This is a genomic window from Pseudoalteromonas sp. T1lg24 (assembly GCF_002964745.1).
Classification (GTDB): domain Bacteria; phylum Pseudomonadota; class Gammaproteobacteria; order Enterobacterales; family Alteromonadaceae; genus Pseudoalteromonas; species Pseudoalteromonas spongiae.
In genome coordinates, this window is the sequence record NZ_PQCB01000033.1 from 814,633 (window position 1) to 839,344 (window position 24,712).

Consider the following 24,712-nt stretch of genomic DNA (forward strand, 5'->3'; position numbering starts at 1 on the left):
TGAACTTGAAAGGTCAACAGACCCTAACTCTTGCTTGATTTTAATGCCAAAGTGGATGGCGTTTTGGTCTTCTGGTAATTGGCAAAAATCCATTGGCTTGTCTGGCCACAGTACGTGATGACGCACGCTAATCGTTTCAGCGGCGGTAATTTGTTGTACTTGAAAGGGTGAACGCATTATTTAGATGCCACCTGTAACATCAAGTATTTTTCCGGTGATAAACGAGGCGTCGTCAGATAATAAATAAGCGATGCTGTTTGCCACTTCAATAGGTTGCCCGCCACGCTTAAGTGGAATTTTTTCTTTGAGTCGGTCAACGCGCGTTGGTTCGCCACCGTCGCTATGAATATCAGTATAAATAAGCCCTGGGCGTATAGCGTTAACACGAATACCGCGCTCGGCAACTTCTAGGGCAAGGCCACGGGTAAGTGAATCTACCGCGCCTTTTGCTGCAGCGTAGTCAACGTATTCAAAGGGCGCGCCTGATTGCGATGCACCCGAAGACACATTCACAATTGCGCCATCACTCGGGCAACGTTTTATAAATTCTTTTGCGCATAAAAAGGTGCTGGTAAGATTACCGTTAACGGTATTTAAAAAGCGCTCAAGGGAAATATCTGAAAGTGTGCTTTGTTTAAATAAAATGCCTGCGTTATTAACGAGATAATTAACTTTGCCCAAATTCGCTTCAATGTTATTAAAAAGGTGAGTAACTGCGTTTTCGTTTGTAACATCTGCACAAAATGTATCGCACATTCCGCCGTTTTGTTTTATCTCATTTGCAACATCTGTTGCGGCATCGGCATTTTTAACATAGTTAATCGCAACACTATAACCGCGCTTAGCGAGCAGTTTTGCCGTAGCGGCGCCAATACCGCGAGAAGCGCCGGTAACTAAAACAACTTTGTTTATTGTGTCTTTATTCATAATGCTATTTTGAACGGCTTGGCTCGAACTCGCTGTAGTGTGGCAAATCCATATTTAAACTATCCCAATTGGCTTTGGAATCAACAAAGTTATGGGACATTGGGCGTTCAGCAATATCGCAGTCAAGCACACCTAAGCGCAGGCGTAAACGTGTTGGGTCATCCGCATTTGAGCTATAAAGTGGTGACGCGCATTGCTTGCAAAAATGACGTTTTCTACCCGGTTTTACTTCAAACGAGTTAATGAATTCTTGCCCTTTTTCGATTGTTAGCGACTGTGAGTCAATAAAGCCATTGGTCGCAAAGGCGGTGCCGCTTGATTTTCTGCATAGTGAGCAGTGGCAATGAATAATATCGCTAATTGGGCCGTTAATTGTCATGTGAACTTCGCCGCATAGGCAACTGGCAGAATACATATTTGTCCTTAAACTGAGGGAGTTGAATTTGAGAGCTGCTTTTTACGCGCTTGAAAATCAACAAAAATGTTAATGCTTAACCACACAAACCCTATCACAAAGCTGATGCCACCAAAATCCAAATAACGAAAATTTCCGTGTAATTCATATTGGGCATCAAAATTGGCACCTTTTAGCGTAGGGATCAGAATATCGACAATCCACAAACCAAACATCACACTTGAAATGGCAAACGCGGCAATCCAACCGTACTTAATTAAAAAGGCAAAGGTAATATGTTCAATATTTGATTGTTGTTGCAGTTGCGCGGGGGTTAGCTCAAACACCGCGGCTAATGCTTTACTGGTTTCGAGCGAGGCGTTGCCATTTTTTTCAACACGCTGAATGGTGCGAATACTTAATCCAGCTGTGACTGCCAGCTCTTCTTGACTCCAACAGTGTTGTAAGCGCAGTTGTTGTATTTTCTTATTATCTAGTTTCACAAATAAACTCATGATGTATTTCCTTATCGATGTAAGTTGATAAGGAACAGCATAAAAATTTAGTGTACCGACTGCGCTGACAAATACCAGACATCTTAATGACATTCACCTGTCATCTATCTGACAACTTAGCGACACCTTAATAAAACAGTGGTTATAGTGAGTGTTGGTACTCACTTAATTGAGTTTTATCCGACCATTGGTAAACAAATTCATCGACCACTGAACCACATGGCGCATGCCATACACCTGCCTTAACGCGTTTAGCGCCCAACTTTTCATACACTTTAATGGCGTGATGATTTCCTGATAGCACTTCTAAGTAGATGCTTGGATGTGTGGCGTTTGCTTGTAGCCATTGTGTTGCCATAGACATTAGCCGCTTGGCGATGCCATTACCGTGATAATGACCATCGACATGTAAGTTATCGAGCAAGCTGCCAAGCGCTGCATTGTGATCGGCGTAAATACAAATAAAGCCAACGAGTTTGCTTTGGTGGCTCGCAATAATTACATGCTGCTTGCTATTTTCAGTAGCAAATCGAGATTGCCATAGCGCTAAACGCTCGTTTGGGGCAACTTGGCTTAAGTATTCGGCTTTTAACATAGTATGGTAGGTGTTTTGCCAACTTTGTGTGTGAAGAGACGCAATTGCTGAGGCATCGCTTCGATTGGCAACGCGGTAGTCGATGTCCATGTTTGGTGTTCCTTGTAGTTAGGGCCTGTTGATCTTTGCCGTTCTATTTTTGTTCTGTTTGAGCGTGCTTTTATCGCGGCGCTCGATGTGTGGCCTAGTAATCTAAGCGAATATCGAGCAAAGCTTCCGCGTCCTGCTCACGCCCCTTACCTACATCCGTGTAGGCAACAATGAGAAAAGTGCGCTCAAAAGAACCGTTCGGCAGCGCTTGGTTGGGTTTTCTACTGTGTTATCGGCTGACTCACATAGAATAACTATGCCACGCAGCCTCTGCCTGGTATAAAACCCAATCAAACTGCTGCAAAAACGAACTTGAAAGGTCATCAGGCCCTAGCTACCCAGTTCAATTAAAGCATTAATATTAAACTGATTAAATACTTTTACGCCATGCTGGTTTAGCAGCTGTGCAGTGACTCCTTGTCCACTTACTTTACTGCCTGAAAAGGTGCCGTCATATATTTCAGTGCTGCCACAGCTAGGGCTAAATTCGGTTAATAACGCCAATTTTATATGGTGTGTTTGGCAAAATTTTAAGGTGAGTTTTGCGCCGTGTATAAATGCGTCGGTCACATCAAGTCCGTCATCTTGTACAACGCGTGTGGTATTGTGTTTTTGGCGATAGATAATTTCAGCAGGCGGCCTTGGAATTGGCAAACCTGCGCTTACTTCGGGGCAAAAAGGCAAAAGTTCAAAGTACTGTTTAAGTGTTTGCAACTCAAGGGCGAGCGCTTTGCCGTTGTAGCGTACAGGATTGCCAAATAAACAGCTGCTTATTAGTAATTTTTGCATCAGCTTATTAAAGCGCTAATTCAAACTGCAGCATATCGCTGGTGTTAGAAGGCGTTTTGGTAAACCCCATTTTGCTTAGCACGTGCGCCGATGCTGGGTTATCAACGCTTACGCCACCGTGTATTACGCGCCACTGTGTTTTTGCTTTGCCATAGTGAATGAGTGCTTTTAGTAGTTCACTGGCGTAACCTTTGCCCCAGTATTGCGCGTTAAATAAATAACCAATATGTGCATGGCCATTGTCTTCATAAATTATAAGTAAGCCAATCAGTGTAAACTCGGCATTGTGATAGATGCCATAAACTTGGCTTGTGTGTGCTTGTTCATTTAACCAAACCTTTGCATCAACAGGTGTTGTAATCCCGTGAAAACTTGGTGGTAAGTAACGTGTTACCTCGGGACTTAAAATTGCAATCAGCTGGTTAAGTTCAACATGGTTTAGCGTTTGCTTTAACGCCGACACAGTGAGTCGTTGGCTATTGAACAAGCACAGATCTTTCATATTACTCGCTTTTAGAATGACAAGGTTGGTTATTTAAAAACTGCGTGATGTGTGCGTTTATTGCCTGTTTTAACCACTTAGGACCACCGTCATACATATCGTTATGATGAGATTTTGCAATTTTAACAACACATACAGGTAGCTGCTGAGTTTCGCTTTCGCTATAAAGCACGCCTTTATCGGCTGGGAAGTCGCTGCCACGAATTGAAAGTACCTTAATATTTGGATTTCGAGGAAGCGGTACACGGCGATGATCTATAGTGATTACGCGCTCGATATAATCGACGTTTTCATTGGCAAGCCACGACGAAATATCACCACCGTTTGAATGGCCGATTAACGTGAGCGCATTAAAGTTATAGTGTGTATATTTGTTGGCATAGTGCGATTTAACAAAGCGCAGTGTTTGTGCGCCACGTTGCCAGTTTTCGCTGCGCGTTTGGTATAAGTCACCGCTGACTGAGAGCGGTGGGTCATTGGGCAGTTCGTGCCCTACAGCGATAGTTAAAAACCCATTTTTATTGAGTATGGTTCAATAAACTTGTATTCAGTATGTTTAATCCCATATCCCGCGCTAATTATGGCGACCGGACATTGATTTTTTTGCGTGCAACTTGCTGAATTTGTGGGCTTTGAGACTGTCACTGGAATATGACGGTCGCGTGATTTATCAAATACGCTCAGGTCACTATTTTTAGCATTAACCGCATAACTCGCAAGGCCTAACAACAGGCTTAACGCAAGAGAAAAACGCATGAATCTTCCTTTTTATAAATTATTGTTTTTAAACGTTTGATTGAGCGTCTTTTTAACATTTTAGCTATCTGATTTATAGTGATTTCCGTGCGATTGCTTGGATCACAGCTGCCTCACCGGTATGAAATGCACCTTCAATAACAGTACGTTTAAGGCTTTGTAGCAATGTAAAATCTAGCCCGGCTAATTCATTTTTAAGCTGCGTTGTTGTGATCATAGTACTGATATCGTTGCCGCCGCCTGTGCCTAAATGAATTTGCTCGGGTGTGTAGGCTTCAAGTAAAAATACTCCGTTTGGTTTTAAACTTTTAACCACATTGGCGTGAAGTAAGCGCCTATGCGTTTGTGAAAAGGGGGCAAAAATTGAGATGATGCTATCCCAATTGTTTTCGCCTAAATCAAAGCTGGTTAAATCAGCGTGAATAAACTCAATGTTTACTTTGTGCTTGTCAGCTAATCGCGCTGCTTTATCTAACCCTTTGATTGATGCGTCGACGGCACAGACCTCAAATCCTTGCTGAGCGAGAAATACTGCATTGCGTCCTTCCCCTTCTGCAAGCGTGAGCACTTTGTTTGCCTTAAGTGATGAAACGTGTTGCTTTAAAAAGTCATTTGCTTGTGTACCGTAAGCATATTCGCTGTTTGAAAATCGTGTGTCCCACATGCTGTCAAAGGTCATGATTTACGCCTGTGAATTTAAACAATAGAATAAGGGTATTACTTCAAGTCGACTTTAAGTCAAGTGCACGCGAGAAAAATTATGGATATTGCACAAGTTGCTAAACAATCGGGTTTAAAACCATCAACTTTACGTTATTACGAAGAAAAAGGGCTGATCCGCTCTGCAGGTCGCAATGGGTTACGCCGTTATTACGATAAGCAGGTGTTAGAGAAGTTAGCGCTAATTAACTTGGGGCGCTACGTTGGTTTATCGCTCGATGAAATTGCTGAAATGCTGCTGCCGAAAGGCGTTGAGGTGAATCGCTCGTTATTGCTTGAAAAAGCCGACGAGCTCGATAAACAAATTAAATCGATGACGGCGATACGAGATGGCTTGCGCCACGCTGCTGAGTGCAGCGCGCCACATCATTTAGCTTGCCCAACGTTTCAGCGTTTTTTAAACCTTGCGGGTAAACGCCTAAAAGCGAAACCGAACAAGCTGAAGTAATTTGCTGTTTTTGCTTAAATTGTAATGGTGCCTGTAAGGTATTGCACTGCATCGCCAGAGATTTTGACGCGGCTGTCTGTTACTTCACAATACAAAATGCCACTGCGTTTCGATGCTTGCAGCGCCACAATTTGCTGTTTATTCAATTTTTCAGCCCAGTAGGGTGCAAGTCCTGTGTGAATAGAGCCGGTTACCGGATCTTCATCCCCGCCATTGGCTGGCCAAAAATAGCGTGATGCACAATCAAATTGCGTGCTTGGTGCACTCACTGTGACATCAAAAGGGGCCAGCTGTTTGAGCTTGTCAGAATAGGTGCTGATTGCATTGATAGTCGCTTCATTGTCATAAATAGCGAAATAGGCTTGGTCGTTTTTAAGCACTTCAACTGGCATGTGTGATAATCCTTCAAGCAATGCCGTTGGCACTTGGTGTGGCTCAACAGGTGTTGGTTTGCGATTTGGAAAGTCCATTTCAATGCGGCCGAGCGCGTTTTTCACTATGGTCATTTCGCCGACGGCGCTTGCGAAAAATGTAAATTCTGACATTTCTGGATAGTTAGAAAATAGAACAAAGGCCGATGCAAGCGTGGCGTGGCCGCAAAAATCAATCTCGGTAAGTGGCGAAAACCAGCGAATATGGTAAACATTAGCCTCATTTTTCACTAAATAAGCGGTTTCTGATAAGTTGTTTTCACTGGCAATATTTTGCATTTGGCTGTCACTTAGCCAATCATCAGTAATGATCACTGCTGCAGAGTTGCCTTTAAATCGCTCATTGGTGAATGCATCAATCACCTGCATTTCAAGTTTCATGATTGCCCCTTCTCGTAAACTTTTTGTGCGATTAGCTCGCTTGTGAGTGGTTGTCCTTGCCAAATAAATACCTTGCTTGCACCAGCACCTAACCCAAGTTCAAGTAAAATACGTTCTTCAATTTCACACAAACCACCGTCGTTCAGTGCTTTTTGGTGCATAACTAAGGTGAGCGTTTGCAGCAGCGATTTAGTTTGCACTTGGCTGATAGCTTCTTTGAGTTTGGCTTCGCAAGCTTGAAAATGTGCGATAGCTAATCGTGCATTAGAAAACGTACCAGTGATCACTTGCTGTTTGTTAGCGTCAAAGTTATCGATAGTAATGTGGTCTTTATTAATAGTGACGTAAAGAACGTGTTGGCTAAACATGGTATTTCCTATTGCGCGCGTTTTTTAGCGTAAATAAACAGATCTGTATCAGGCGTTGTTGCATCTGAATTCATCACTTTACGGTTAACCTTAATTATTTCAAATGCGTATTTTTCAAGCATGGCTGTAAGGTCGCTAAAGGTATGATAGTAAATGTACATTTGGTCGCCCTTGCTGGATGTTTGCAGGCCTGAACGCGCATTTTCACCTTCCATAGTGCTGATATGAAAAAGCCCTCCTGCTGTTAAACAGTTCGACACATTTTTAATAAGACTTTCAACTTCTTGGGTGTTTAAATAAGGTGTACAAAAACCGCTAAATACAGCATCAAAGCGATGATTTAAATCACTTAAATTACGTGAATCCATTACCCTAAACTCGGCTGTTGGGTTATTCGCTTTGGCAAGTTCAATCATATTGGGTGCCAGATCAATGCCTGTGATCTGAAGATCATTTCGTTTATTTAATAGGTACCTAGTTACATTACCTGGACCGCAGCCAATTTCGAGCACACTGGCATTTTTAGTTTTTAATAGCTGGCAAAAGGTATCGTAGCTATCAAAATAATGGTCGAAGTCCATATATTTGTCTTGGTATTGCTTGGCTAAACGATTAAATGTATCGACCGAGAGAGCGTTATTATCCATGTTTTCCTCTAAAACCACGCAATAAAACCTGCGATATTTATCACAATAAGCGCCACTAAACTGATGGCAAACAATGCGCTACGCATTAATTTTAAATTTAAGTAATAACAAAGTGTATACAGGGCGCGTGCAACAAAGTAGCTGAGCGCGGCTCCGTTAACCACATTGCTATTGGCATTCATGGCTATCGCAAACGCTATGCTTAAAATAAAAATGGCAATGCTTTCATTAATGTTTAGATGAGTACGATTGGCACGAAATAATAAATTTTCGTGATTGTTTTCAACTGGAAATCCGGGAGGATGCTTTTTTACAATTGCCAGTACATCGGCAATTAACAGTTGCACTATCATTAACATTGCAGTTAAGCCAAGAGCTAACAGGGTAAGGTGATATTGAGTTAGGTCGACCATGATATTGTTGCGTATTAAATTGGGTTAAATACGCCAGTTCCGTTTAAAGGTTATTTTTGTGATGCCACTGTACTGCAAGAGCAAGATGTTGGGCAATAAAATCTGATTTTAATTCACAATATAACGCACTGTTATTGTTACAACTTATTGCTGCATCTTGTTTGATTTGAGCGTATTCAGTAGCGATATTTGGCATCGCAATAAGGTAGTCGCGAAAAACGCGATGCTTAAAGAGGTGCTCATCTCCTTTAGCAAAGGCATGAATGTGATGACTGCGTTTATCGCCACCTTTTTGAAAGTAGCGCCGACCACTAATGCCATTTTCCCCTTTGGCTTTGTAGCTAATGTGTTGAAGGGCTGCGTTGCATGTGTCGAGCACATCGAGGGATTTTACTTCTAGCAAAATATCAATCACTGGCTTTGCCGCCAAGTTCGGCACCGACGTACTGCCAATATGCTCAATTGCGATTAAGTTACCAACAAGTATCGGTGAAATTAACGCGACTTCACGCTCGAAGTGTTCACGCCATAGTGGTGTGTAAGCCACGACCTCGATTTTTCGCATGCTACTTCCTTTATTATTATTTGATTAAGACGCTGTCTTTAATTAGGCATATTAACAACGATAAATAGACTTTTACATAAACGCAAAAGCCCAAAGTTATTAGCTTTGGGCTTATGTTCTAACAATGAGGTGACGACCAACCGAGCCGTGTTACATGGTTATTGTTTAAGGCTGCAATGTCATATGCAATATTGGAAAGGGCTTACCCATATCATCAATTGGCGAGCGGGCATTAATGTGAAATCCCCTGTGTTGATAAAAACCAACAGCTTGAGGGTTTTGCTCATTTACATCCACTTTTGTTGCCGCTAACTGATCAATGGCATAGTTCAACAATAATGTACCAATGCCTTTACCGCGTGCCGCATTAAGCACAAACAGCATTTCAATTTTGTGTTGATGAACGCCAATAAATCCTAATATTGCACCCAAATCATTTTTAATACACTTTAGCGTTACCGCTGGAAACGCGTGCTCTAAAATAATGGGTTTAAAAAACGCAATGTCCTGTTCTGTAATAAAGTCATGCGTTGCTCGGACTGAATTTTCCCACACGACGAGCATTTCTGCATAGTCGCTAGGAAGCACATTTTCTACAATCATGGTATTTCTCTTTGTGACTGAAATTGATGTGCAGCCGCGAAAAATTAGTTTACCCCGTGAAACAGCATAAAGCGATGTATTTTGGTTTTGCTCATATTTAAGCGTTAGACCGTAAAGTTCAACACGCTCTGGTATAAACACTCTATTTATTAGTTAAATTTGTTCTTATGAAGAAATTTCAGCGTGTTAGCCTAGACTTATAGCGTGGTTAAATTTGAGGCGAAAAAAGTGCGCATTTTGTTACTTGTATTGCTGCTCCCCACGTATTGCCTAGCTGAAGTGATCAATTGGATTGTGGTTGATTACCCTCCTTACTATATTTTAAAAGGCGAATACATGGGTCAGGGAAGAGACGAGCAAGTAATTGATTTGGTTTCTAAAAACTTAGTGGGTTATAAATTTAAACGTCATGTTATGCCGGCAAGTAGAGCGGTGAAAGCGCTTGGCAGGAGTGATCAGGTGTTTTGTATGGCGTCTTTGTATCGTAATCAAGAACGCGAGCAGTTTATTCGCTTTACTGAGCAATATTCTACGCTTGGGTTATCGCCTGCTATTGCCATGCGTAAATCATTGGTTGATAAATTAGAACTTGGCAACAGTACTGATGTGTCGTTGCGTTATTTAATTTTAAATCACGGTTTAACCGTGGGCACCACTCTTAATCGCTCATACAGTAAAGAAATTGATGCAATTCTAAAATCATCGCCTAGCGAACAGCTATCAACTCGCGCAGGCCGCGACTCGCTTGAAAGCTTAACCTATATGTTATTAAAAGGGCGGGTGGATATTATTTTGGGCTACCCCAGCGAACACGCCTATTTAAGTAAATTGATGGACGCCAATAATGAGCTCACGCAACTGAGCGTGCAAGAAGCTAAAGCGGTGGCAACTGGATATATTGGTTGTAGCAAAAACCCGAAAGGCGACATTGCAATTAAAGCGATTGATGAAGCGCTTGCAAAGCTTAACCACAGTAAGCAGTTTACAACCGTAATGTTGCGTTGGTTACCACAGCATATGGCGCCAACATTAAAACCGTATTTAAAGGAATATTAGCGTTTGGTTAGGCGTTGTTAGTGGTGTTAGGTGTAATTAGCGGTATTAGGTGTGTGGTGTTTTTTTAATTGTTAGCAATACATGTTTACGGTTTCAATGCTCAAGTACAATTTAAATTTTCAAACAAACGTCAGCAAGTAACGCGTTAATTATCCAAATACGCTTTCTTACGTGAAGTTTTTTCTCGTGTTCATAACTTTGCTTTGGGGTTTAGTTGAGCGGAAAAGACTTTTAGCAACAGTCTGCAAAGTTGGCAATGCGCGAACAGCGGCCATAGAAAGTTATTTTTCAGCACTGATGTTATGCTCAGTTGCTATGCGTTTCTCCTATATTCAGGAAAACGACCCATTGGATCGTTTTTATCCTTTCATAATTTCTATAATGATTAAAAGTATAACTATAGCAACAAGTTAGTTAGTGTGTTAGAACTGGTACAATGATAAAAATGACCCGTGGCTCGGTAGAAAAACGACCCAATGGGTCGATATTAAATTGTTATATGGCACAAATATGGTTCGGTGTTTATTTTTCATCATAGTGTTCTTTTCAACTCAAATTGACGCAAATGAAATTTGTGATACTGAGTCTGGAAAATGTGAAAAAGTGGGTACTGGTGGAGCCTGGATGCTATCGATAATTGAAACATCTGTAATTCCTTGTGGTAACCCAACTGAAATTACAAACTGGTTAGCCGAGCATGACTGGTTACTTGATAGAGTTAAAGCTAAATCAACAGAATATGATCACTTATTAAAAATGCAAAAAAGGTTATTTTGGAATGCTGAGAATAAAGATAAAACTCAGCATTGCTCAAAACTCATTACATTAATAAAAAATGGCAACCCGTTAAATTCAAATCTAAGGTAAGTGCCATATAACAAACGCATTAATGAATGGACGTCTAAAGCTTGGCTGGCGCTCGTTCCTCGCTAATTATAGCCAAGCTTAATCCGCTCATTATGCGGGCGTTATGTGCCCATGAAATATTTTTTACATTGTTTAGTGTTTTTATTTTCCGTCAGCTCTATTGGCTCTGAGTCGATAGAGATCAAGGGTGATGTTTCAATCCAAACGATTGAATTGATAAAGTCAAAATTTGATGATGGAGCTCCAATAATCGAATCGGGGCATATATCGAAAATATTGCCTAAAAACCTAGGCGACGCCATATATAAAATTGCTAATGATGATGGCTATTTTGAAGTTCGGTTTAAGGAGCATAGGAATCAATCAGGATATGATACAGTAACTGCGAAATTTATATGTGACTCGTTACCGTGCGAAGTTATTTTTTATAACCACATTAAGACGGTGTATTAGGCACATAATAAGCTGTTTAGCGAGGCGTGCATCTAATGAATAAGTTATTAGCTCTTGTGGCATTTGTCTGCTTGAGTGGCTGTGGCATGTCCGATGAAGAAAAGATCCAAGAATTTAAGTCTCGGTGCTTACAGTATTCATCTGAATTTATTATTGATAACTCAGCTGTTGGAGAAGTAAATCTTGGTGAACACTCATTTGCCATTCGGGCTAACATAGCCAGCCAAAAAGTAATTTCTGGTGGGCATGACTCTAATATGCCTATTGGTTCTGCAGATCTTCCAGTGTTAGATCAGATATACGGACCTTCATACGTATTGCAACGGCTACTATTGGAGCCAACCAATATTAGTGAAGTGCGGTACAAATATAATAGAAAAAATGGAAAGCTAGAAACGCAAAGTTGCTATGAAAATACTCGGATCTCAGTAAAAACTGTAGAACAAGCTGATCAAACGTTTCTAGGGAACTGTGATATTACTCGAGTTCATGATGACGATTACCTAGCACGATACAACATACTTTACGCATATGGTGAAGTTGATGAATACGACATCAGGCCATTTATGTTTTGGGTAAATGATCGAGCTTCAGGTCAAGTATTAGCAGAGCAGATTTCTTTTCAGTTGTTACTTGGTGGTCTATCTGGTGAAAACAAAGTGCTGAAAGCATGGGGGGGCGCTCAAAGTGTAAGAAGTTGTAATCTGTCACCTCCGGATCAGCTTGTTAAGCGGGTTTTTCGCAAAAATACCTAACACGATTAGCCGTTAAAGGCGTTAGCACACTTCACCCTACAGCAAACTAAATGATATGGAATATTTAAATGAAATCTGTCTGTAAAACAATCTTTTTAGGGCTTTCTTTAGTGGCAGTGATGTCTTGCTCTGATAGTGTTCAACAAGCCGATCCTGATTTTGTTCCTAAGAATATTAAAAAGACGTTTTCGCAATCTAATAGCCCAGTGGTGTTTATTGATGAGGCTCATAATAATTTTCTGACAAAAAATGGGCGATACAAGCCTTTTGCACAAGTTCTGTCTAGTGATGGTTATACGGTAAAATCTAGTAGTGAAAAGTTCACTTTAGCGTATTTGCAACAAGCGGATATATTGGTGGTAGCCAATGCGCTAGATAAAAATAGACGCGACTGGACTCCCCCGTTCGATGATGCATTTAACAGTAGTGAAGTTGAAGCCGTTAAACAGTGGGTAATACAGGGAGGCTCTCTTTTTTTAGTTGCCGATCACACCCCGTTTCCAAAAGTGATAGAGAACCTATCATCTGCTTTTGGCTTTGAATTTAGTAATGGTCATGTTCGTGATGCGTTGTTCCGTATCGATGATAAATCCCTTGAGAAACATTCGATTACCCAAGGCGACTCTCAATCAGAGCGAATCACTCAAGTTAAGTCGTTTGGTGGTTCTGCTTTTCAAATACCAGCGAAAGCACAACCTCTTTTAACTTTGGGTAAAAGGGCAACGTCTGTTGTGCCAAAAATTCCTTTTCAAATAAATGCGAAAACTCCTAGGGTATCAATGAATGGTTGGCATCAAGGCGCTGTTTTGGAAGTAGGAGAAGGGCGGGTTGCGGTGTTTTCTGAGGGCATGATGTTCTCGTCACAATTTGTAGCTTCAACAGGAAAAAAATACGGTTTAGTATCTAACGGCGCGGAACAAAATGAACAATTTTTACTAAACATTATGCACTGGCTGTCAAAGTAAATGCAACCGATGCTTGTACTTTGTATGATAGTAAGTCGTTTAAAAGGATATGCTGTTCGCTGTAGCCGGTGCGACAAACCAGCTTTAACTCTTTTCGGCAAGCTAACTAACAATCATATTTCTAGCTGTGTATTTACTTCATATATTAAAAACTTGAGTTACCATTACACATCCGTGGAGCGGTGTTTAATTCGGCTGAGTGCAACTGGGGTAATACCAAGGTATTTTGCGATGTCGTTTTGTGTAAGCCTGTTAACAAGTTCGGGTTCTTTTTCTTTAAAGCGCGTATAGCGCTCCTCCGCTGGGAGCATTAAAAACTCAAATTCGCGCTGCTCTTTTTTAATTGAGTGATTTAACAGCATGGCAATGACGCTTTGCGCTAGCGTATGAGATTGCGCGATACAATATTGTAGGTCGTTAAAATTAAAACGGATTAATTCGCTAGGCGCGAGTGCAATTAAGTTAAACGTACAATGTGTGTTTGCCGTAACTGCACTAATACTACCAATCACGTTATTACATTGAATAAATGATTTTATGGTTTCTTTGCCATCATCACTTAAATAATAGGCTTTAAGCAGGCCGCTCTTTACAAAATAAAGGCAATTGCTTGAGTCGCCTTGGTAGAACACATGTTGCCCTTTTTCGAGCGACTGCGCTACGCCATGTTTTGCTATAAACTCTTCTAAATTCATCCTTTTTACTTCCCACATCCTTTTGCTTACTAGTGCGTAACGGTCAACACGTTTTAGCTATTCTACAAACTAATTGCCTTTTTTGATCAGTTTTTTGTGATTTTTAACCTAGGTTAATGTCGCTGGTTGCCTGTTTGCATAGTGTTAATGCCAATTTCAAATGGCATAAAAGGGAAACTATGAAGCTTATCAATAAAACCATTGTGGTAACGGGCGGCACGTCGGGAATTGGCTATCAATTGGTTAAACAACTGGCTGCGCACAACACCGTATTGGTGATAGCGCGAAACAGTGAGCGGCTAAAACCATTAGCGCTCGAATTTAAAACGCTGATGGCCTACGAGTGTGATTTAGCGCAGCCTGAAAGTTATCTGTCGGTGGTGAATAACATTACGCAGCGCCATGGTGCAATTGATGTGTTGATCAATAACGCGGCAATTCAAAACACAGCCTGTTTTACCGACCCAATGTTCAACTATGACATGTTACGCACTGAAGTGGATGTTAATTTTACCGCGGTGTGTGCGTTTAGTTATTTGTTTTTAGCCGCATTACAGAAAAGCACTTCGCCCGCTTATATCGTTAACATTAACTCGGGATTGGCACTTGCTCCAAAAACAAACTCGGCGGTGTATTGTGCCAGTAAAGCGGCGGTTAACACCTTTTCAAAAAGCCTAGGCTACCAATTAGCTAACACCAATGTTGAGGTGTTGCAGGCATTTTTACCATTAGTGGATACATCCATGACCAAAGGGCGGGGGAGCGGCAAAATAACTGCACAACACGCTGCACGCGAGATTATTCACGGTATAGAAACCAAGCAATTAGAAAACAATATCGGCAAAGTTAAGTTATTGCGTGGATTATTGCGGTGTTTTCCCTCAATGGCTTACAACATGATGAAAGGATACTGATATGTTAAAACAGTTTATAAAACGAAAAGCGATAGTCGCAAGCGTAACATCGGCATTAACGTTTGCGCCTGCGGCACAGGCAAATAAAAGCGAGCTAACCGTACACGTGACAAACATTGATACATCACGCCCTGGCGACATTGTATTGATGATTTTTAATGAGACTGGCTTTCCCAAACAGCATGATAAAGCAATTTACACATTAGCAACGCCTGCCGATAACACGCAATTGCGCTTTCACCTTGAGCTTGAGTTACCAGTGTTTGCGGTGAAAGTGCTGCACGACGAAATTGGCGACCGTAAAGTCACCAAAAATTGGACTGGTATTATTCCTTCAGAAGGACTTGGCTTTTCAAACGGTGCCACGTTAAGTTGGCGGGGAGCACCTACGTTTAAAAACGCTGCGATTTTTCGTGATAGCCAAACGTTATCACTGACAATTCCGGTTATTTATCCGTAGGAGGAAATATGACTTCTTTAGTTAAGGTTATGCTGACATTAGCGATATTTTTTGCCTCGACTTTCGTTGTTTTAAAATCAACCGGCTTGGTAACCGCCTCAAAAGTAGAAGCGTGGTTTGAAATGGCCAAATCGGTTGATGCAATTTATGTTTGTGTTGTTATTGTATTACTGCTGTTTGCAGATTTATTTATTGCTATTCCAACGTTAACCGTGATGTTGCTAGCAGGGTTTTTTCTTGGTCCATTAGTTGGGTCAATAAGCGCTGTAATAGGCTTGAGCCTTGCGGGAGGTTGTGGTTATGGCTTAAGTAGGCGTTACGGTCACTTTCTTTTAAATTTTTTAGTAAACGATCAGCAAAAACGAGCTGATGCAGTAACTATGTTTCAGCAACATGGCGCTGTAGTGATTTTACTTTCAAGAGCGACGCCAATTTTGCCCGAAGTTTCAGCGTGTATGGCGGGGATGACCAAAATGCCTTTTATGAAGTTTTGCATTTTGTGGTTGGTGAGTACGGTACCTTATGCTGTTATTGCCTGCTATGCCGGTTCGATTAGTTCGGTTGAAAATCCCAAACCGGCAATTTTTACCGCAATTGGTTTAACCGCGTTATTTTGGAGTGGTTGGTTTGTGTTTAGCAAAGTAACGAAAGCGAAACGCCAGCTATTAACCTAAAGAGTGTTAACCGAGTTAAGGCTAAACTGCATGTTTGTGCATTTCGCTGTTGTAATCTACTACGCAGTTTCGGCCTTGCTCTTTGGCTTTATACAGTGCGCTATCAGCTTGGTGAAATAGCGTTTCAATAGAAAAATTATCAAACTCATCACAACAACTAACGCCAATTGATGCGGTTAAAAATTGCGAAATCAAAGACGTTTTATGTTCAATGGCAAGTCCCTCTATTGCTTCACGTATGGCGTATGCCATATTGCGCGCATCACTTTGGCACGTGTTGAGCAGCACAACCACAAACTCTTCGCCGCCATAGCGAGCAATTACATCATTTTGTCGGCGAGTATGGTGTTTTAAGGTTTTAGCCACGTGTTTTAACGCCAAGTCACCTTGCTGGTGGCCGTAGCTATCGTTGAATTTTTTAAAGTAATCAACATCTAGCATAATCACACTAATTGGCATAGCCGATGGTGTTAATTGTTCTAACACTTGCATCATGGCGCGGCGGTTAGCAATACCAGTGAGCGGATCGGTATCACTTAATCGTTTTAATTGGCGGTTGTTATGTTTTAGTGCATGTTGTTGTACATGTACTTTATTAAATAACACATCAATAAGCAGCGCTAAACGGCCTATTTCATCGGTGCGTTCTAAGTTTGTTGTGAGTTGAAAATTACCGCGATCCATTACTTCCCTGACGGTGGCTTTGAGCTTATTGAGCGGTTCAATAATCATAACGGTAAGAATAAAATAGATAATAAGCAGTATGACCAACGACATTAATAGCGCCATAACCATCGACATTTCAAATGGGCTGTCGTCAAACATTCGCTTGGGTGTGGGATAACTTAGGATCAACGCTGGCTTATTGAATATGTCATTAAATTTCACATGAATATTCGAAAGTTGGGTGCGAATATGGTTTTGTGCATCGAGTTGATTAAAATCGATAACAGGCGTTGTGGCAGAGAAAGTGTCAGCTTGTGCAGCAGTGACTGTAGTTTGGGTTATTTCGCTAAGTTGGTGTGCAATTTTGCCATCAAAATAACTCCACACTAACATTGTGCCGGCTAAGTCACCCACGCCAGATGATGGTAAAACACTCCCGCTTACGAACAAAATAAGTCTGTCATTAAGGGTAATTAGCCCTTGTTTAAACAATGTTTGTTGTCCGTTGTTTATCATTTCTTGCTTACTGATCAGCAAGTTTTTTTTAAGGCTTGGCGGCAGCGATTTAAAAGGGGAGCTTGATAGTGGATTGTTGTTTTGATCTATCGCTAATTCGTCAATAAGCGTTTGGTTTTGATCAAAAAAACTCATGCCATTTATTTTAAGTGAAACAAACGATTTAGGTATAAAGAAGTTAGTTTCCAAATAGTCCAAATCACGCGTCAGGATCACGTTGTACAGCTCATCCCACACGGCGTTATCGTACACCAGCATTTCAAGTTCGTTGTACACTCTAAGCAGTGCAGAATTGAGTTTGTAAATATCCTTTTTATCTTTTTCTACTTCAAGTGCGACTAGTTGCGGAATGGTCCAATACTGGCGGATCACCAAGTGCACGCTTGAGAATGCAAGTAGCATAATCACGAATACAAGTAGTAACTTAATGCGCAAACTTCGCGCGATAAAATTAAACATATACAAGCCTGTAGCAAAAAATATGAGAGTAGCGCGTTGTGGCTTAACACACTTATTTATGAGTATAGGAAAGTATTTAACTTTGCGCCGAGCAAGCGAGTGTAAATCGTCAATTTCAAGCGTTACTAAGAAACGTGTTTTAACGGCTATTTACTCTGATTTCTTGCGTTACATTTTTGCCACAGACTCGCAAAAGCTGCGGATTATTGCTTCAAGGAAAATGCATTGAATGTAGCTAAAATTTGTTGAACGCAGTATCAAGCAGCTTTATCAGTTATAGACTTAACTGCTGTCATTATTTTTTATACACGCTTGGGGTTTTGCTTTAAAACTGCGAGCTTAAACGCGACTCGGTAAACAACGTTTGTTGATTAAGTGAGTTATCGCTACAACGATTTAAATCAGCAAAGTGCCATGTTATTTCTTGGGTTGTGTTTTGTATGCCTGCTAATACAAATGTAATGGACTTTAATGACTGTTTGTCGTTGTTTGATAAGTGGCACACATTGCCCGAAATTTTCTTTTGTAGTTGGGTTAAGGTGTTTGTCGCAATTACATCATCGAATACGGCATGCTTGTTTTGCTGGTATTGATTATTTGCTTTGGCTTTATTGATGGTAAGTTCGCTTAACTGTTGTTGTATTGATTCGATTTGCGCTTGATTGCTGTTTGATTTTTTTAACGCCGATAACTTTCGTTCTAACTGATAAATATGGTGTGACAACGCTCTTGCCTGTTGTTGTGACTCTTTAAAGTTTTGTTGTTTTTGCTGATTAGCTTGGCTTAAACGGCGTTTATTTATGTTTTCGTTTACTTCTATCGCCGAAAAATTAATAAACAATGTTGCGCCCGTGTAAGGGTTGTAATGGGGCTTTACACTTGCTACTGGTTGCATTAAATCAGTATGCGCAGTAGTTTGATTAGCACTTAGTTTGGCACTAAGCGTTTCCAATAAAAATTTTTGGTTCTGTGCTTTTGCAACAGCAAACGAGCTATAAACAACACATAATATGACAAGTAAAATTTTGATTTTCATACACACTCCAAATTGAAAATCACATCCTTGTGATGATGTAAACTTAGTTGCCTGCGAGCGCCACAAGCCAGTTTTGCCACTGCTGTTCATAGTTTGCTGCGGTACTTGCCAAAATTGTCTGGTAGTCAGCCCAATTCCCATCGCGCGCGGCAAGGCGAATATTGCGTACTTGGTCCATATGGTTTTCAAACATAAAACGCGCGCCTAAATAGCCCCAGCGGTAAATTTCGTCACTGCTATTTGAATAATTAGTATTGAAAACTTGGCTGAGAGTGCGCTCTTGAAAGTTGCCTTGAACTAACGCAATTGCGTCATCGTTTGCGTCTTTTAGCGAGATATATTCGGCTAATCCTTCGCTCCACCAAACAGTGTTTTCAGGGTAGTCAGCAAAGTTACCTTTTAGATCAAATCGACCATCAAGGTAATGCACATATTCATGTTCTAGATTCCAGATTGAAAACTCAGGTCTTAACCAATCGGCTTCATGGGCATAAAAGGTTGCTTGATTATTAGCGTCTTCGGCATTGCCTTCAATGTACATACCGCCATTATTGGTATTGATGCCAAATAAGCGAAAGCCATAACGGTCGTATTGACGGTAGTTATCAAAAATCACCATTAATAAGTCTTCGTTTAAATCACCGTCAACGGGTTGATAGCCGGTTTCTAAACGTTGGTGAAAATATTCTTCCTCTGCGCCAACTAGCGCACAGCTATCAATAAACTGCTGTTGCGTCATGTCTTGTGCTTGAAACTTTAGGCTGGCACTACAGGTAAATTTATGCGGCAGTATTGAGTCGGCAGTGGGTTTGCCTTTGGCGTATGCAAAGTTTGCAACAATAAGTGCTGAAATTGCGAGGGTAATAGGCTTTATTGCTTTCATTATTAGCTTCCTGTTGTTGTGTTTTGTAAAAATAATGTAAAGCATATATTATATAATGTATACAATTTATCAGTTCTAAGCAGATGTGTTTTAGTTATATGCCCCGAAATGTTTTGTGGTGTGCAGCTGTGTTTTATTGTTAAGGTGTTGAATTTATATTGTTTTTATTTTCGTGTTGAAAGGGGAGTGCTTAGTTTGTTTTTTGCAATAAAACGGTGGTGGTTTTAGATTTTCCCATCGGAGAATAACTGCGCTCTTAAAATATGTGCTACTTGAGGGCGAAAATAGGTTGGCACTTAATGACGTTTTGCATTAAGTGCCAATTATAAAGGTGTGTTATACCGTGAATTCGCGAGAGTTCTCATTAAGACGTTCGCTAGTTTGTTCAAGCATTTCAACCACTGTCATAAACTCGTTCATTCTATCAACGGCCTCTTTTGATATATCACTTAACCCATTGATATTGGCGTTTATGTCTTCGGTTACCGTAAGCTGCTCTTGTGATGCGGTTGCGACGCCTTGGGTCAGATCTTTGATTTTTCTGACCGCTTCAAAAATACTGTCGAGCACTTCTGATGACACCATTACCTGTTGTTCGGTGGTATTTACTTGCTGCTGGCTTTGCTGAATTGCACTGTTGGCATTACCGGCTTTAACTTGAAGCTGATTAATAATATCGCGAATTTCTTCGGTAGATTGCTGTGTTCGCTGTGCCAAGGTACGCACCTCATCTGCAACCACCGCAAAGCCTCTGCCTTGTTCGCCAGCTCTGGCAGCCTCAATTGCAGCATTAAGCGCAAGTAAGTTGGTTTGTTCGGCAATCGCTTGAATTACACTGACTACGTTCGCAACCTGATCGCTTTGCTCTGTTAATTCTGAAATAATGTTAGCGGTTTGCTCAAAGCGTGATGACAAATCACCAAATTGTTGGCTGGTTTGTGACATCACTTCCATTCCGCGCTGCGCTTCTAGCTCTACCTGATTGGCATAATCTGCGGTGCTAACGGTGTTAGATGTCACCTCGTTTAAGGTTGCGGTCATTTCTTCTGCGGCTGTAGCGATGGTTTCTAAGCGTGAATTTTGCTCTTCGCTAATCGCTTTATTATTGCGAATAAATTCGGCCACTTCCTGTGATGACTGAGACATTTGATTGCCCGCACTACCAATATTCGTGACTGTTTTTTGAAAGCTTTTGAGCATGCGGTTAACCACGTTTGCAACTGCGCGTACTTCAGTTGCGCCAGTTTCGTCTAATGATTTGCTTAAATCGTTAGCGCGACCAATTTCATCAAACGTTTTACCCAATAATTCAATGGGTTTTACAATTCTACGGCGCACCAAGTAAACACCAAATAAGCTAAAACACACGGTAATAATTAAAATAACAATCACCCAATATAAATAAGATTCAACGCGGTTATTGGCAGTTTCCACATTGTTTTGAGTGCGTGTTTCAAGGGCTGTGAAAAATGATTCCACGGGTTTCATAATATCCGCTTTAAAGCGGTGATAGTCCTCACTGTGCGTGAGTTGAATGGCTTTTGCTAAATCGGGTGAACCGTTAACGGTATAGTTGCCAGACGCGTCTTTAAATTTACCTTTTACGGCATTCATCGCTTCGACTTCTAATGCTACTAAGCCGTCGGAATTTTTTTGTGCTTGCGTTAAGTAGTCGAGCTCTTTTTGCGTAAAGCCAGTGGCTTTCATTTCGTCGAGCAATACTGAACGCTTGCCATCTGGTTTGGGTTTACTGCCGTAATTGAGCACTAAATCCCAATAGATCTTATGATAGCCTTCTGGCCTTGGCTTTTCGCCATTGCGAATTGCTAGCACATCCATATACATTTTTTCGTACTTATCGTTACCCGTAACGGCATAGGTGCGCCCTAAGCGGGTGAGATCGTCCGAGCTTTGTCGTAATTCGTCGGCAAGTTGATACGCTTTGTAACGGTTATCAGCCATCTCTTCTACGTCAATTAACGCGTTATACATGTTAATTACAAGCAGCGTCACCACTAAAACAAATACAATAATGCCACTAAAAATGGTCGTCATTAAAATGCGAATGGAGTTTAGCTTCATCGTCATTACCTTTGTTGAAGTAACCACAATAAAGACTAGTGCAGGACTAAACATTCAGCTAGCCATAAATATACAACTAGCGCCGTTAACCTCCAATTTTTGGCTGATGACGAACAGCCAACAAAAAACAGCTTATTTCAATAGATCGCGTAGCAACACCGCTTTATTTGATGTTGTAAGCATGGCTTTATTTTTGGGTAATTGTTTAAGTTTCTCAGCAACTTGTTTTTGTTCATCTAAGGTTAGCTCACCGTACATTCGTGGGTAAGGCCAGCCATAGCCCCAGCGAAATGTGGTAGGTAAAAATGGGGTGCCACCCACGCGTACGCCTGCCAACATTAAATTTGCTATTTGTTTTTCACCCACTTCGGCAACGCATATTTTAAGTGCCATATCGGCATCTTTGCGTTGCTGGTAACTGCCGCCTTGCCAGTACGCTAAATCGTGCGCAACACAGCAGTTGAGCCAAAGACTGTTTTGTTCAAACGTGCCATCGGGAAAGGCGCTGCAACCATCACTGGTAAAGGGTTTTAGTTCGTTTGCTGCAACGGCGGTTTGGGTAAAAAACAATAAACCAATACTTGCTAAGAGTGTGTATCTCATTGAATGTTTAAATACGCGAGGATGATGCTGTGCGTTAGCATATCAGAATGTTGCAATAAGAGAACCACATTAAACATTGTTGAATGTTTGAATTTTGAAAAAATAGCGGGTTGCTTACGAGCCTTATTATTCCCTTTCCATGATCAGCTTACCTTAAACACTTAGTAACATTAATGACATATAGATTTGATGACAACTCATTAACAAGCGTGTTATAAATTAGCTGCACAACAAGGAGTTATACACATTGAACGTGAACGATGAAAAAGAACAAACAGCTACGGTAATTTGTTTTTTAATTGGCGGTTTAGTTTTAGCCACCGGAATTTATGATTTTTTCCATTACGACCTACATATTCGAGATCTGATAAACATAGTTGCTGTTTTTCTTATTTTGGTCGGCCTTGGTTTAGCACCAAAAACCTTTTTTACGCCGATTGGCAAACTGTTTTCAACGTCTTATAAATTACCCACATTAGTGAATTCAAAAATACAGCAAAGCCTTATTATTAGTGGCGTGTTGCTAAGTCTGGTATGCATTATTTGGGGATATTGATGCTAAGCGAGTTAACTTAGCGGGCAATTAGGGTAGCAACACAGTAAGAATAAATAAGGTTACTAAGATTGTATTAATGGCGAAATAACCTGCAACGTAAGTTGTTGCTAGCCAAGCAAAATGAGGCAAATATGAACGTATTTTTGTTAATTGCAGGCGGTTTAAGTGCTTGCGCCGCCTTGTTGCATTTGGCGTGCATTTATTTTGGTGCGCCGTGGTATCGTATGTTGGGCGCAGGTGAACAAATGGCAAGGCTTGCCGAGCAAGGCAGTCATCAACCTGCGCTTATTACGAGTGTTATTTTTGTGGTGCTCGCAATCTGGTCTGTCTATGCGTTTTCTGCGGCAGGACTATTGATAAAGTTACCGTTACTGCGCTTAGCGCTGATTTTAATTACGTTTATATATTTGGCGCGTGGCATTGCGGGCTTTTTCTTTATTTCATCCCCTATCGGACGAAGCCCCGAATTTTGGCTTTGGAGTTCATTGATTTGCTTAGTATTTGGTCTAGTGCATTTGATTGGCATTAAACAAATATGGGCAACTTTATAATGATTTTACAGATTTTCACTAAGCCGTTTGAGTTAGGTTTAGCGCATTGCATATTGAGTAACTATTTTGGAACTAATTAATTATTTAAACGAACACTTTTATACCAAACAACAACTACTTGAACTAAGCAAAATACCTGAAAGTGTGTTTGAACAGTGGCAGTCTAACGGGCTTATGCCAAAGTGCTCATATAAGTTGGCGCTAAATGTTGAAAGCGACTCATTTTTTGGCATACATACCCAGGCACACACAGTGGAATATTATGCCAAAGGCTATACCGCTTGGCTTGGTAATTTGCAGTCTATAAATGATGAGCACTCAGCTTATGAGTTGTTCTCTACGCGTTATCAAAACGCGATAGCCGAACTTAAAGCACAAGGGTTTGCATCGCAAAATAGCAAATTAAATGATGGTTTATCGCAACATATTGAAAGCGAGTGGCAGCATTTTCAAAACGGCATTTATGGTTTATGTACGCAGTCTGGTTTGCCAGAGGACATTGCTGCAAAAGAGTTTGCTATCGTGATTATTAATGAACTTACCGAGCAAGAAAATTTAACTCACGCTCAACTGACACAACTTGAACAAGCGGTTAATTTGCTTGATTGTGCCAGTGCACTGTTTGCGCCACATGAGCGAAACAACAGTTCTCGTCATCGTTTAGTGGACGAAGTAAGACGTAAATACCAATTTTAATTGCAGGACTGCATAATGAAGCTTTATGGTCGTACTACCTCGTTTAATGTGCAAAAAGTGCTGTGGCTTTTAACTGAACTTAATCTCGACTTTCAGCATATTGAGCTAGGCGGTCGTTTTGGTGGTTTAGATAATTGCGAGTTTAAACAGCTCAATCCGATGGGCAAAGTACCTGTATTAGTTGATAACGGCCGAGCTGTTTGGGAGTCGCATACCATATTGAGGTATTTAGCCGCACAATACGGTAGCCCAACGTGGTATCCGGCATGCGCGTTTGAACGTTCGTTGTATGAACGTTGGCTCGATTGGTCGCAAACCATTTTTCAGCCTGCTTTTATGGGCACTTTCTGGGGATATTACCGAATGCCGCCTAACAAACGCGATATGATGATTGTCAATCGTCATTTAGACAGTTGCATTAATTGTTTAGCAACCATTAATAAGCAATTGCAGCAAACCTCTTACTTGGCAGGGAACACGCTTTCACTTGCAGATATTGTTGTTGGCGCAGTGATTTATCGATTAACGTCGCAAGGTTTAATGATACCCTTGCCAGAACATGTAAGTAATTGGTATCAAAAGCTTAAATCTCGCCCCGGTTATAAAACTTGGGTGATGAGTGATTTTACCGAACTAAAAGCCCGAGAAGACTTCTAACCCTATGATTTATCGATAGCAATC

At 41.0% G+C, this 24,712-nt stretch carries 32 protein-coding genes; 12 read left to right on the forward strand and 20 right to left on the reverse strand.

The window, feature by feature from the left end; all coding sequences use genetic code 11:
- Nucleotides 1–180: 180 nt before the first annotated feature.
- From C2M30_RS15780 to C2M30_RS15815, 8 genes are all read right to left on the reverse strand, one after another.
- Entirely contained in the window at nt 181–927 is a 747-nt protein-coding gene (locus C2M30_RS15780) for an SDR family oxidoreductase (protein WP_105172363.1), read from the reverse strand.
- Nucleotides 928–931: 4 nt separating this feature from the next.
- Nucleotides 932–1,342 (reverse strand): GFA family protein, encoded by a 411-nt coding sequence (locus C2M30_RS15785; protein ID WP_105172364.1) that lies wholly within the window; start codon nt 1,340–1,342, stop codon nt 932–934.
- Nucleotides 1,343–1,350: 8 nt separating this feature from the next.
- Nucleotides 1,351–1,836 (reverse strand): helix-turn-helix domain-containing protein, encoded by a 486-nt coding sequence (locus C2M30_RS15790; RefSeq protein WP_054978024.1) that lies wholly within the window; start codon nt 1,834–1,836, stop codon nt 1,351–1,353.
- A 142-nt stretch (nt 1,837–1,978) separates the two neighbouring features.
- A complete protein-coding gene (locus C2M30_RS15795) occupies nt 1,979–2,521 on the reverse strand; it encodes a GNAT family N-acetyltransferase (RefSeq protein WP_105172365.1) in 543 nt (180 codons plus the stop codon).
- Nucleotides 2,522–2,851: 330 nt separating this feature from the next.
- Entirely contained in the window at nt 2,852–3,310 is a 459-nt protein-coding gene (locus C2M30_RS15800; protein WP_105172366.1) for a DUF523 domain-containing protein, read from the reverse strand.
- A 7-nt stretch (nt 3,311–3,317) separates the two neighbouring features.
- Nucleotides 3,318–3,812: a GNAT family N-acetyltransferase gene (locus C2M30_RS15805; RefSeq protein WP_105172367.1), complete on the reverse strand. Its 495-nt coding sequence runs from the start codon at nt 3,810–3,812 to the stop codon at nt 3,318–3,320.
- A 504-nt stretch (nt 3,813–4,316) separates the two neighbouring features.
- Nucleotides 4,317–4,568, reverse strand: coding sequence for a hypothetical protein (locus C2M30_RS21840; RefSeq protein WP_234004756.1), 252 nt, complete (start codon nt 4,566–4,568; stop codon nt 4,317–4,319).
- Between the two features lie 73 nt (nt 4,569–4,641).
- Nucleotides 4,642–5,247, reverse strand: a complete 606-nt coding sequence (locus C2M30_RS15815; RefSeq protein WP_199775897.1) for a class I SAM-dependent methyltransferase — start codon at nt 5,245–5,247, stop codon at nt 4,642–4,644.
- Between the two features lie 81 nt (nt 5,248–5,328).
- On the opposite strand from C2M30_RS15815, the gene C2M30_RS15820 reads away from it, so the two are divergent.
- Complete coding sequence (locus C2M30_RS15820; protein WP_010558517.1) at nt 5,329–5,736, forward strand: helix-turn-helix domain-containing protein; 408 nt, start codon at nt 5,329–5,331, stop codon at nt 5,734–5,736.
- A 14-nt stretch (nt 5,737–5,750) separates the two neighbouring features.
- On the opposite strand, the gene C2M30_RS15825 is transcribed toward C2M30_RS15820, so the two are convergent.
- From C2M30_RS15825 to C2M30_RS15850, 6 genes are all read right to left on the reverse strand, one after another.
- On the reverse strand, nt 5,751–6,548 hold the full coding sequence (locus C2M30_RS15825; protein WP_105172368.1) for a PhzF family phenazine biosynthesis protein: 798 nt from the start codon (nt 6,546–6,548) through the stop codon (nt 5,751–5,753).
- Nucleotides 6,545–6,916, reverse strand: coding sequence for a hypothetical protein (locus C2M30_RS15830; RefSeq protein ID WP_105172369.1), 372 nt, complete (start codon nt 6,914–6,916; stop codon nt 6,545–6,547). The genes C2M30_RS15825 and C2M30_RS15830 overlap by 4 nt, the downstream gene beginning before the upstream one ends.
- An 8-nt stretch (nt 6,917–6,924) precedes the next feature.
- A complete protein-coding gene (locus tag C2M30_RS15835) occupies nt 6,925–7,563 on the reverse strand; it encodes a class I SAM-dependent methyltransferase (RefSeq protein ID WP_105172370.1) in 639 nt (212 codons plus the stop codon).
- Between the two features lie 8 nt (nt 7,564–7,571).
- Nucleotides 7,572–7,976, reverse strand: coding sequence for an MAPEG family protein (locus tag C2M30_RS15840; protein ID WP_105172371.1), 405 nt, complete (start codon nt 7,974–7,976; stop codon nt 7,572–7,574).
- Nucleotides 7,977–8,019: 43 nt separating this feature from the next.
- A complete protein-coding gene (locus C2M30_RS15845; RefSeq protein WP_105172372.1) occupies nt 8,020–8,541 on the reverse strand; it encodes a GrpB family protein in 522 nt (173 codons plus the stop codon).
- Nucleotides 8,542–8,706: 165 nt separating this feature from the next.
- Nucleotides 8,707–9,144: a GNAT family N-acetyltransferase gene (locus C2M30_RS15850; protein WP_105172982.1), complete on the reverse strand. Its 438-nt coding sequence runs from the start codon at nt 9,142–9,144 to the stop codon at nt 8,707–8,709.
- Nucleotides 9,145–9,372: 228 nt separating this feature from the next.
- On the opposite strand from C2M30_RS15850, the gene C2M30_RS15855 reads away from it, so the two are divergent.
- From C2M30_RS15855 to C2M30_RS15875, 4 genes are all read left to right on the forward strand, one after another.
- Nucleotides 9,373–10,200: a TIGR02285 family protein gene (locus C2M30_RS15855; protein ID WP_158683487.1), complete on the forward strand. Its 828-nt coding sequence runs from the start codon at nt 9,373–9,375 to the stop codon at nt 10,198–10,200.
- Between the two features lie 510 nt (nt 10,201–10,710).
- The gene (locus C2M30_RS15860; RefSeq protein WP_158683489.1) at nt 10,711–11,067 is read left to right on the forward strand and encodes a hypothetical protein; all 357 of its coding nucleotides are present in this window, start codon (nt 10,711–10,713) and stop codon (nt 11,065–11,067) included.
- A 488-nt stretch (nt 11,068–11,555) separates the two neighbouring features.
- Nucleotides 11,556–12,275, forward strand: a complete 720-nt coding sequence (locus C2M30_RS15870; RefSeq protein ID WP_105172376.1) for a hypothetical protein — start codon at nt 11,556–11,558, stop codon at nt 12,273–12,275.
- 68 nt (nt 12,276–12,343) lie between these two features.
- Entirely contained in the window at nt 12,344–13,240 is an 897-nt protein-coding gene (locus C2M30_RS15875; protein WP_105172377.1) for a DUF4350 domain-containing protein, read from the forward strand.
- Nucleotides 13,241–13,404: 164 nt separating this feature from the next.
- Here C2M30_RS15875 and C2M30_RS15880 read toward each other — a convergent pair whose 3' ends face one another.
- Complete coding sequence (locus C2M30_RS15880; protein WP_158683491.1) at nt 13,405–13,935, reverse strand: Crp/Fnr family transcriptional regulator; 531 nt, start codon at nt 13,933–13,935, stop codon at nt 13,405–13,407.
- 179 nt (nt 13,936–14,114) lie between these two features.
- Here C2M30_RS15880 and C2M30_RS15885 point away from each other — a divergent pair, with 179 nt between their 5' ends.
- From C2M30_RS15885 to C2M30_RS15895, 3 genes are read left to right on the forward strand one after another with little or no spacing between them, the layout of a single operon-like run.
- Nucleotides 14,115–14,849, forward strand: a complete 735-nt coding sequence (locus C2M30_RS15885) for an SDR family oxidoreductase (RefSeq protein ID WP_105172379.1) — start codon at nt 14,115–14,117, stop codon at nt 14,847–14,849.
- A 1-nt stretch (nt 14,850) separates the two neighbouring features.
- Nucleotides 14,851–15,309, forward strand: a complete 459-nt coding sequence (locus tag C2M30_RS15890) for a DUF2141 domain-containing protein (RefSeq protein ID WP_105172380.1) — start codon at nt 14,851–14,853, stop codon at nt 15,307–15,309.
- Between the two features lie 8 nt (nt 15,310–15,317).
- A complete protein-coding gene (locus tag C2M30_RS15895) occupies nt 15,318–15,983 on the forward strand; it encodes a TVP38/TMEM64 family protein (RefSeq protein WP_105172381.1) in 666 nt (221 codons plus the stop codon).
- A 21-nt stretch (nt 15,984–16,004) separates the two neighbouring features.
- On the opposite strand, the gene C2M30_RS15900 is transcribed toward C2M30_RS15895, so the two are convergent.
- The 5 genes from C2M30_RS15900 to C2M30_RS15920 all read right to left on the reverse strand — a co-directional run bounded on the left by C2M30_RS15900 (nt 16,005) and on the right by C2M30_RS15920 (nt 22,228).
- Nucleotides 16,005–17,624 (reverse strand): sensor domain-containing diguanylate cyclase, encoded by a 1,620-nt coding sequence (locus tag C2M30_RS15900; protein WP_105172382.1) that lies wholly within the window; start codon nt 17,622–17,624, stop codon nt 16,005–16,007.
- Nucleotides 17,625–17,949: 325 nt separating this feature from the next.
- Complete coding sequence (locus tag C2M30_RS15905; RefSeq protein ID WP_105172383.1) at nt 17,950–18,660, reverse strand: hypothetical protein; 711 nt, start codon at nt 18,658–18,660, stop codon at nt 17,950–17,952.
- A gap of 43 nt (nt 18,661–18,703) precedes the next feature.
- Complete coding sequence (locus C2M30_RS15910; RefSeq protein WP_158683493.1) at nt 18,704–19,543, reverse strand: collagenase; 840 nt, start codon at nt 19,541–19,543, stop codon at nt 18,704–18,706.
- 336 nt (nt 19,544–19,879) lie between these two features.
- A complete protein-coding gene (locus tag C2M30_RS15915) occupies nt 19,880–21,625 on the reverse strand; it encodes a methyl-accepting chemotaxis protein (RefSeq protein ID WP_105172385.1) in 1,746 nt (581 codons plus the stop codon).
- A gap of 132 nt (nt 21,626–21,757) precedes the next feature.
- On the reverse strand, nt 21,758–22,228 hold the full coding sequence (locus tag C2M30_RS15920; RefSeq protein ID WP_105172386.1) for a hypothetical protein: 471 nt from the start codon (nt 22,226–22,228) through the stop codon (nt 21,758–21,760).
- 253 nt (nt 22,229–22,481) lie between these two features.
- On the opposite strand from C2M30_RS15920, the gene C2M30_RS15925 reads away from it, so the two are divergent.
- From C2M30_RS15925 to C2M30_RS15940, 4 genes are all read left to right on the forward strand, one after another.
- Entirely contained in the window at nt 22,482–22,784 is a 303-nt protein-coding gene (locus tag C2M30_RS15925; RefSeq protein ID WP_234004797.1) for a hypothetical protein, read from the forward strand.
- 131 nt (nt 22,785–22,915) lie between these two features.
- Complete coding sequence (locus C2M30_RS15930; RefSeq protein WP_105172983.1) at nt 22,916–23,335, forward strand: hypothetical protein; 420 nt, start codon at nt 22,916–22,918, stop codon at nt 23,333–23,335.
- Nucleotides 23,336–23,401: 66 nt separating this feature from the next.
- The gene (locus C2M30_RS15935; protein WP_105172388.1) at nt 23,402–24,031 is read left to right on the forward strand and encodes a DUF6058 family natural product biosynthesis protein; all 630 of its coding nucleotides are present in this window, start codon (nt 23,402–23,404) and stop codon (nt 24,029–24,031) included.
- Nucleotides 24,032–24,046: 15 nt separating this feature from the next.
- On the forward strand, nt 24,047–24,688 hold the full coding sequence (locus tag C2M30_RS15940; protein WP_105172389.1) for a glutathione S-transferase family protein: 642 nt from the start codon (nt 24,047–24,049) through the stop codon (nt 24,686–24,688).
- Nucleotides 24,689–24,712 lie beyond the last annotated feature (24 nt).

What these genes read in the sequence shown, in the direction of transcription:
- C2M30_RS15780 (WP_105172363.1), bottom strand. Translation starts at nt 927, where the DNA reads ATGAATAAAGACACAATAAACAAAGTTGTTTTAGTTACCGGCGCTTCT.
- C2M30_RS15785 (WP_105172364.1), bottom strand. Translation starts at nt 1,342, where the DNA reads ATGTATTCTGCCAGTTGCCTATGCGGCGAAGTTCACATGACAATTAAC.
- C2M30_RS15790 (WP_054978024.1), bottom strand. Translation starts at nt 1,836, where the DNA reads ATGAGTTTATTTGTGAAACTAGATAATAAGAAAATACAACAACTGCGC.
- C2M30_RS15795 (WP_105172365.1), bottom strand. Translation starts at nt 2,521, where the DNA reads ATGGACATCGACTACCGCGTTGCCAATCGAAGCGATGCCTCAGCAATT.
- C2M30_RS15800 (WP_105172366.1), bottom strand. Translation starts at nt 3,310, where the DNA reads ATGCAAAAATTACTAATAAGCAGCTGTTTATTTGGCAATCCTGTACGC.
- C2M30_RS15805 (WP_105172367.1), bottom strand. Translation starts at nt 3,812, where the DNA reads ATGAAAGATCTGTGCTTGTTCAATAGCCAACGACTCACTGTGTCGGCG.
- C2M30_RS21840 (WP_234004756.1), bottom strand. Translation starts at nt 4,568, where the DNA reads ATGCGTTTTTCTCTTGCGTTAAGCCTGTTGTTAGGCCTTGCGAGTTAT.
- C2M30_RS15815 (WP_199775897.1), bottom strand. Translation starts at nt 5,247, where the DNA reads ATGACCTTTGACAGCATGTGGGACACACGATTTTCAAACAGCGAATAT.
- C2M30_RS15820 (WP_010558517.1), top strand. Translation starts at nt 5,329, where the DNA reads ATGGATATTGCACAAGTTGCTAAACAATCGGGTTTAAAACCATCAACT.
- C2M30_RS15825 (WP_105172368.1), bottom strand. Translation starts at nt 6,548, where the DNA reads ATGAAACTTGAAATGCAGGTGATTGATGCATTCACCAATGAGCGATTT.
- C2M30_RS15830 (WP_105172369.1), bottom strand. Translation starts at nt 6,916, where the DNA reads ATGTTTAGCCAACACGTTCTTTACGTCACTATTAATAAAGACCACATT.
- C2M30_RS15835 (WP_105172370.1), bottom strand. Translation starts at nt 7,563, where the DNA reads ATGGATAATAACGCTCTCTCGGTCGATACATTTAATCGTTTAGCCAAG.
- C2M30_RS15840 (WP_105172371.1), bottom strand. Translation starts at nt 7,976, where the DNA reads ATGGTCGACCTAACTCAATATCACCTTACCCTGTTAGCTCTTGGCTTA.
- C2M30_RS15845 (WP_105172372.1), bottom strand. Translation starts at nt 8,541, where the DNA reads ATGCGAAAAATCGAGGTCGTGGCTTACACACCACTATGGCGTGAACAC.
- C2M30_RS15850 (WP_105172982.1), bottom strand. Translation starts at nt 9,144, where the DNA reads ATGATTGTAGAAAATGTGCTTCCTAGCGACTATGCAGAAATGCTCGTC.
- C2M30_RS15860 (WP_158683489.1), top strand. Translation starts at nt 10,711, where the DNA reads ATGGTTCGGTGTTTATTTTTCATCATAGTGTTCTTTTCAACTCAAATT.
- C2M30_RS15870 (WP_105172376.1), top strand. Translation starts at nt 11,556, where the DNA reads ATGAATAAGTTATTAGCTCTTGTGGCATTTGTCTGCTTGAGTGGCTGT.
- C2M30_RS15875 (WP_105172377.1), top strand. Translation starts at nt 12,344, where the DNA reads ATGAAATCTGTCTGTAAAACAATCTTTTTAGGGCTTTCTTTAGTGGCA.
- C2M30_RS15880 (WP_158683491.1), bottom strand. Translation starts at nt 13,935, where the DNA reads ATGAATTTAGAAGAGTTTATAGCAAAACATGGCGTAGCGCAGTCGCTC.
- C2M30_RS15885 (WP_105172379.1), top strand. Translation starts at nt 14,115, where the DNA reads ATGAAGCTTATCAATAAAACCATTGTGGTAACGGGCGGCACGTCGGGA.
- C2M30_RS15890 (WP_105172380.1), top strand. Translation starts at nt 14,851, where the DNA reads ATGTTAAAACAGTTTATAAAACGAAAAGCGATAGTCGCAAGCGTAACA.
- C2M30_RS15895 (WP_105172381.1), top strand. Translation starts at nt 15,318, where the DNA reads ATGACTTCTTTAGTTAAGGTTATGCTGACATTAGCGATATTTTTTGCC.
- C2M30_RS15900 (WP_105172382.1), bottom strand. Translation starts at nt 17,624, where the DNA reads ATGTTTAATTTTATCGCGCGAAGTTTGCGCATTAAGTTACTACTTGTA.
- C2M30_RS15905 (WP_105172383.1), bottom strand. Translation starts at nt 18,660, where the DNA reads ATGAAAATCAAAATTTTACTTGTCATATTATGTGTTGTTTATAGCTCG.
- C2M30_RS15910 (WP_158683493.1), bottom strand. Translation starts at nt 19,543, where the DNA reads ATGAAAGCAATAAAGCCTATTACCCTCGCAATTTCAGCACTTATTGTT.
- C2M30_RS15915 (WP_105172385.1), bottom strand. Translation starts at nt 21,625, where the DNA reads ATGAAGCTAAACTCCATTCGCATTTTAATGACGACCATTTTTAGTGGC.
- C2M30_RS15920 (WP_105172386.1), bottom strand. Translation starts at nt 22,228, where the DNA reads ATGAGATACACACTCTTAGCAAGTATTGGTTTATTGTTTTTTACCCAA.
- C2M30_RS15930 (WP_105172983.1), top strand. Translation starts at nt 22,916, where the DNA reads ATGAACGTATTTTTGTTAATTGCAGGCGGTTTAAGTGCTTGCGCCGCC.
- C2M30_RS15940 (WP_105172389.1), top strand. Translation starts at nt 24,047, where the DNA reads ATGAAGCTTTATGGTCGTACTACCTCGTTTAATGTGCAAAAAGTGCTG.